This window comes from Streptomyces sp. NPDC007205 (genome assembly GCF_040634095.1).
Lineage (GTDB): Bacteria > Actinomycetota > Actinomycetes > Streptomycetales > Streptomycetaceae > Streptomyces.
In genome coordinates this window covers 1-3,906 of record NZ_JBEYEW010000124.1, presented here as the reverse complement: position 1 = coordinate 3,906, position 3,906 = coordinate 1, and the positions used below count along the sequence as shown (strand labels likewise).

General features: G+C 66.2%; 3 protein-coding genes and 1 pseudogene. 3 read left to right on the top strand and 1 reads right to left on the bottom strand.

The annotated features are described in order from the left end of the window. Positions 1-66: 66 nt before the first annotated feature. Positions 67-629, bottom strand: a pseudogene (locus tag ABZ624_RS42295) (transposase); the annotation flags it as partial. A 290-nt stretch (positions 630-919) separates the two neighbouring features. On the opposite strand from ABZ624_RS42295, the gene ABZ624_RS42290 reads away from it, so the two are divergent. From ABZ624_RS42290 to ABZ624_RS42280, 3 genes are all read left to right on the top strand, one after another. Then, entirely contained in the window at positions 920-1,204 is a 285-nt protein-coding gene (locus ABZ624_RS42290; protein ID WP_360100957.1) for a hypothetical protein, read from the top strand. A 52-nt stretch (positions 1,205-1,256) separates the two neighbouring features. Then, positions 1,257-2,897 (top strand): discoidin domain-containing protein, encoded by a 1,641-nt coding sequence (locus ABZ624_RS42285; protein WP_360100954.1) that lies wholly within the window; start codon positions 1,257-1,259, stop codon positions 2,895-2,897. A 349-nt stretch (positions 2,898-3,246) separates the two neighbouring features. Further along, complete coding sequence (locus ABZ624_RS42280) at positions 3,247-3,549, top strand: VOC family protein (protein ID WP_360100951.1); 303 nt, start codon at positions 3,247-3,249, stop codon at positions 3,547-3,549. Positions 3,550-3,906 lie beyond the last annotated feature (357 nt).

Genomic DNA, 3,906 nt, shown 5'->3' with positions numbered 1-3,906 from the left:
TTCAGCGGCTTCTACCGGCTGGTCACCACCTTGACCGACGCCCGCCGGCACCCCGCAGCGGCGCTGATCAACCTCTATCACGAGCGCTGGGAACAACCGGGTCCAGCGGCCGGGTCTGCCACTGCGCCATCCCGGCCACGATCTTGTCGGTAATGGCCGGGACGGTCCACTCGGACACGCTGGCGCCACAGACCTCGGCCGGGCGGGCGGAGATGCCAGCGTGCGTCAGACCACGCGCGGACAGCGACAGGACCATCTCGTCGACACCGGTCAGCCGCCGCCGCGCTTCTTGACGATCTGCGGCCCAAAGCTGCCGTCGCGGTCACGCGGCACCGCGATCTGCACCGACCGACATCGGTCAGCACGGACTTGGACCGGGCCCCATCACAGCTGCTGCCGCTGCCGGCACCAGCCGGGCCGTGCTTCTCCCAGCCGAGACGGCCAGCGACCTCGCCTCCGAGAACGGACCCCAGCACGCGCTCGGTCAGCTGCAGCAGCCCGCCCTCACCGGCACTCCCACGGGCCCGGCCAACCAACTGCCCGATCAACTGCTCACCCAGCACGTCCACCGGCAACCCGGCCAACTGGACCTCTTCAACCACCTCGGCAAAGACAGTCACGCCGCTCATCACGTGCCACTTCCATGAACGGGAGTATCACCAAAGACCGCACAGTCCCGCGTGGGCATCCTCCACACCGTCGCAGGTCACCAGGACCTTGGTTCAGGTCGGTAGCAAGGGCACCCGAAGCGGCGTCTGCTCGGCCCGGTGCAGTCGGGGCCTGTACAACTCTCGCCCGACCTGCGCAGCCACGCTCCTGGCTGCGGCGCCGGTGGACCCGGAGAGAAAGCCGACGAAGAAGGGTGCAGCATTGCGGCGGGTCGCTGGTACTTGTTCAGGCTCCGGTCGACACTGGCAGGATGGCAAATTCACCTCAGTTCCTGGCCCAGCTCTGGGTGGAGAACACGTGGCTGAACGTGCACAGTCTCGGGCCGGGCGGCATGCTGGATCCGGACCGCAACGAACTGGTCCAGCTGGACTTGTTCGAGCCATCGTCCGTCCACGACCTGGAACGTCTGGTCGCGGCACTCCTCACTGCGCATGCGGACAAGCCCATGGGCGTCCTCGTTGGTGACGGCGCCGGCAGTGAGTACCTCTTCGGCCCGGGACAAGTCGGCCCCTTCCGCTTCGTCCAGCGGGAGTAGACAGACGTTCCCCGCGGCAGCGAGGTCCGTGTGAGGCGTTGGAGTCCTTGTCATGAAGCTGAAAAACAGCAGATTCTCCTTTGCCGCCTTATGGGCGGCAGTGGCCTGCCTCGCGGCAACACCCGCCACGGCGACGGGAGGCCTGACCTATCTCGGCAAGACCAGTGATGTGTTCACCGTTCAGGACGTTGGCCAATGGGTCAGCGATCCTCGGGACACGTTCTTCGTTCCCTTCTACGGCAACCCGGTGATCAGCGGTACCAATCTGTACGCACCCGACCCCGTCCGGTCGGAGGGCATTTGGAACGTTTACTTCGGCGGCTGGCTGACCCAGGACACCAACGACGAGATCTACCTGGCCACCACCGGCGACGACACCCTGGTCGGCGGCTACTCCGGCATCAAAACGGTTATCGGACACGGCATCTACCAACACGTCAATGACCCTTCGGCGATCCGGCGCAGGACCGGGTGGGTCATGGCGATGACCACCGTCAGGACGGTGGGCGACGACCAGTGCTCGGTGCTGACCTCCCCTGACGGTGTGCGCTGGCCGCAGCTGACCGACCGCAGCCATGAGGTGACCTTCAGCGGAGCGCATGTCAGCCACTGCGGCCGTCCGTCACTGATCTGGAATGCCGGCTACCACCACGGCACTGGCCGTTGGGAGATGTACTTCGACGGCGCAGTCAATGGCGGCCCCCGGCAACAGCATCTGGCCGTTTCCACCGAGGCCGTCCCCACGCACCTCACCTACATCGGACCGGTCGGCGCCTTCGTCGACGCCGACATCAAGTTTGTCGGCGGGCAGTACATCGCCGCCTACCGCAGGGTCGATGGACCCAGGGACAGGCGCATCGATTACGCCACCAGCCCGGACGGCGTCCACTTCACCGACCACGGCGAGCTGCTGGCCCCCGATCCGCTGGCCGGCTACGACGACTGCGGCGTCACCAGCCCCGGCTGGGCCATCGACGACAGGGAGCTGATCACCTCCCTGATGTACGGAGGCAGCGCCAGCTGCGGCTACGACACTCACCAACTCGGCGTCGCCTTCCCGCAATCCGCGGTCACCTTCTTCACAGGTGACATCACCCATCTGGACCGTGAAGCCGTCAGCGCCACGGTGCAGCGTGTCGACACCCACGGCTACTCGACAGTCGATCGGGTCTGGGACGTCGCCAAGCCCGGCGCAGCCCCTGGTATCGACCAGCCCATCGCCGGCACCCGCGGGGACGCATGGTCGATCCAACGCCGCGCCTTCACCCCGCTGCCCTGCCAGGGCGCGACCGCCTCATCCACCGCGGGCAGCGAATTCGTTGCCTCCAAGGCCATCGACGGCAATCCACCGAGCACATGGTCCTCCGCCGGCGGCCCTGCGAACCGCACCGAATGGATCTCAGTCGACCTCGGCGTCACACAGCCCATCCGCCGGGTCGTCCTCACTCCCCGTGAACACGGATGGGGCTTTCCGATCGACTTCACCGTCCAGAGCAGCGACGACGGGAGGAAATTCAACGACGTCCCGTTCCAACTGCACGCCGGATTCACCAACCCCGGCTCCACCGACGTCGCACTCGCCTTCGCGGCACCGGTCCAAGCCCGCTTCATCCGTATCCTGGCCTCCAGGCTCGGCACCGATCCCTATGGCAACCCCCACTTCGAGCTGGCCGAACTCTCACCCCAGAAGTAGGCCGACGTAGGCCCCATGTAGTTTGCCAGCTGTGTCCGTCATATCAAGGGGTGATTTCCCTCTGTACGTAGGTGGGTCGAGGTCCGTAGCGGCGGAGGTTTTGGCAGCGGCTGTCCTGGCCTCGCCCACGCAGCGACACTTGTCCACGGTGCCGCTGCAATCGTTGGGCCCGTCGCGTCCCCGTGTACGACGGGCCCAACACATGCGAGTGCTGCGCCCAGCCTCTCCTTCCCCCGGCTCCATCCACATTTGAAGCTCCGCCATCTTGAAGTGGCTGGGCAGAGGAGTGGCGTGACCCCGTTTCGGGGTACTCGTGCTGGCCGTGGGCGGCAGTCTGTGGTGTAGGTAATTGTTCGGCGCCAAGGAGATCTTCCGGGTGCCGAAGGAAGGTCCGGTCTTCTACCTCGGCTTGCGCATCGGCGACACCGACCTCGGTCTGGTGGCCAAGGCTAAGCCGGGGGACCGGGAGGCGTCGCGGATCTTGCTCAGCATCGGTGTCGACGACGTCGATGAGACGCTCGGCCGGGTAACGGCGCTGGGCGGCTCGGTCCGCGGCGGCCCCAACGACATGCCGTGGGGACAGCGCGTCGCCCACATCCAGGACCCCGACGGCAACCCGGTGAACCTCACCCAGCCGGTCCCGGCTCAGTGACGCTGTTCCGGGTGCTTGTGCTGGTCGTGAGGTGCCTGCGGTAGAGATCATTTGCCGGTAGTGGCCTCGATGTTCGCCAGGACGAGCAGCGCGCGAAGCGGGTGGGTGGCGCGGGCAGGGTCGGTGCGGAGTCTGGTGAGGATCCGCCGGACACCTCACGTTGCCAACGCGTCAAGCGGCGGTGGCGAGTCCGGTGGGGAAAGCGGTGTGTTGGTCGAACAACTCGCGCCGCTGAAGACAGCGACGTTCACACCTTCGGGCGTAGATGAGCCAGGACACATGCTCAACCAGCTCATACGGGACATCGATCGTGGCACGATACGGGACCAAGCGAGGCTCCTCGGACGATGCGTGGTG

Coding starts and splice junctions, on each gene's coding strand:
- ABZ624_RS42290 (WP_360100957.1), top strand. CDS start 920: ATGGCAAATTCACCTCAGTTCCTGGCCCAGCTCTGGGTGGAGAACACG.
- ABZ624_RS42285 (WP_360100954.1), top strand. CDS start 1,257: ATGAAGCTGAAAAACAGCAGATTCTCCTTTGCCGCCTTATGGGCGGCA.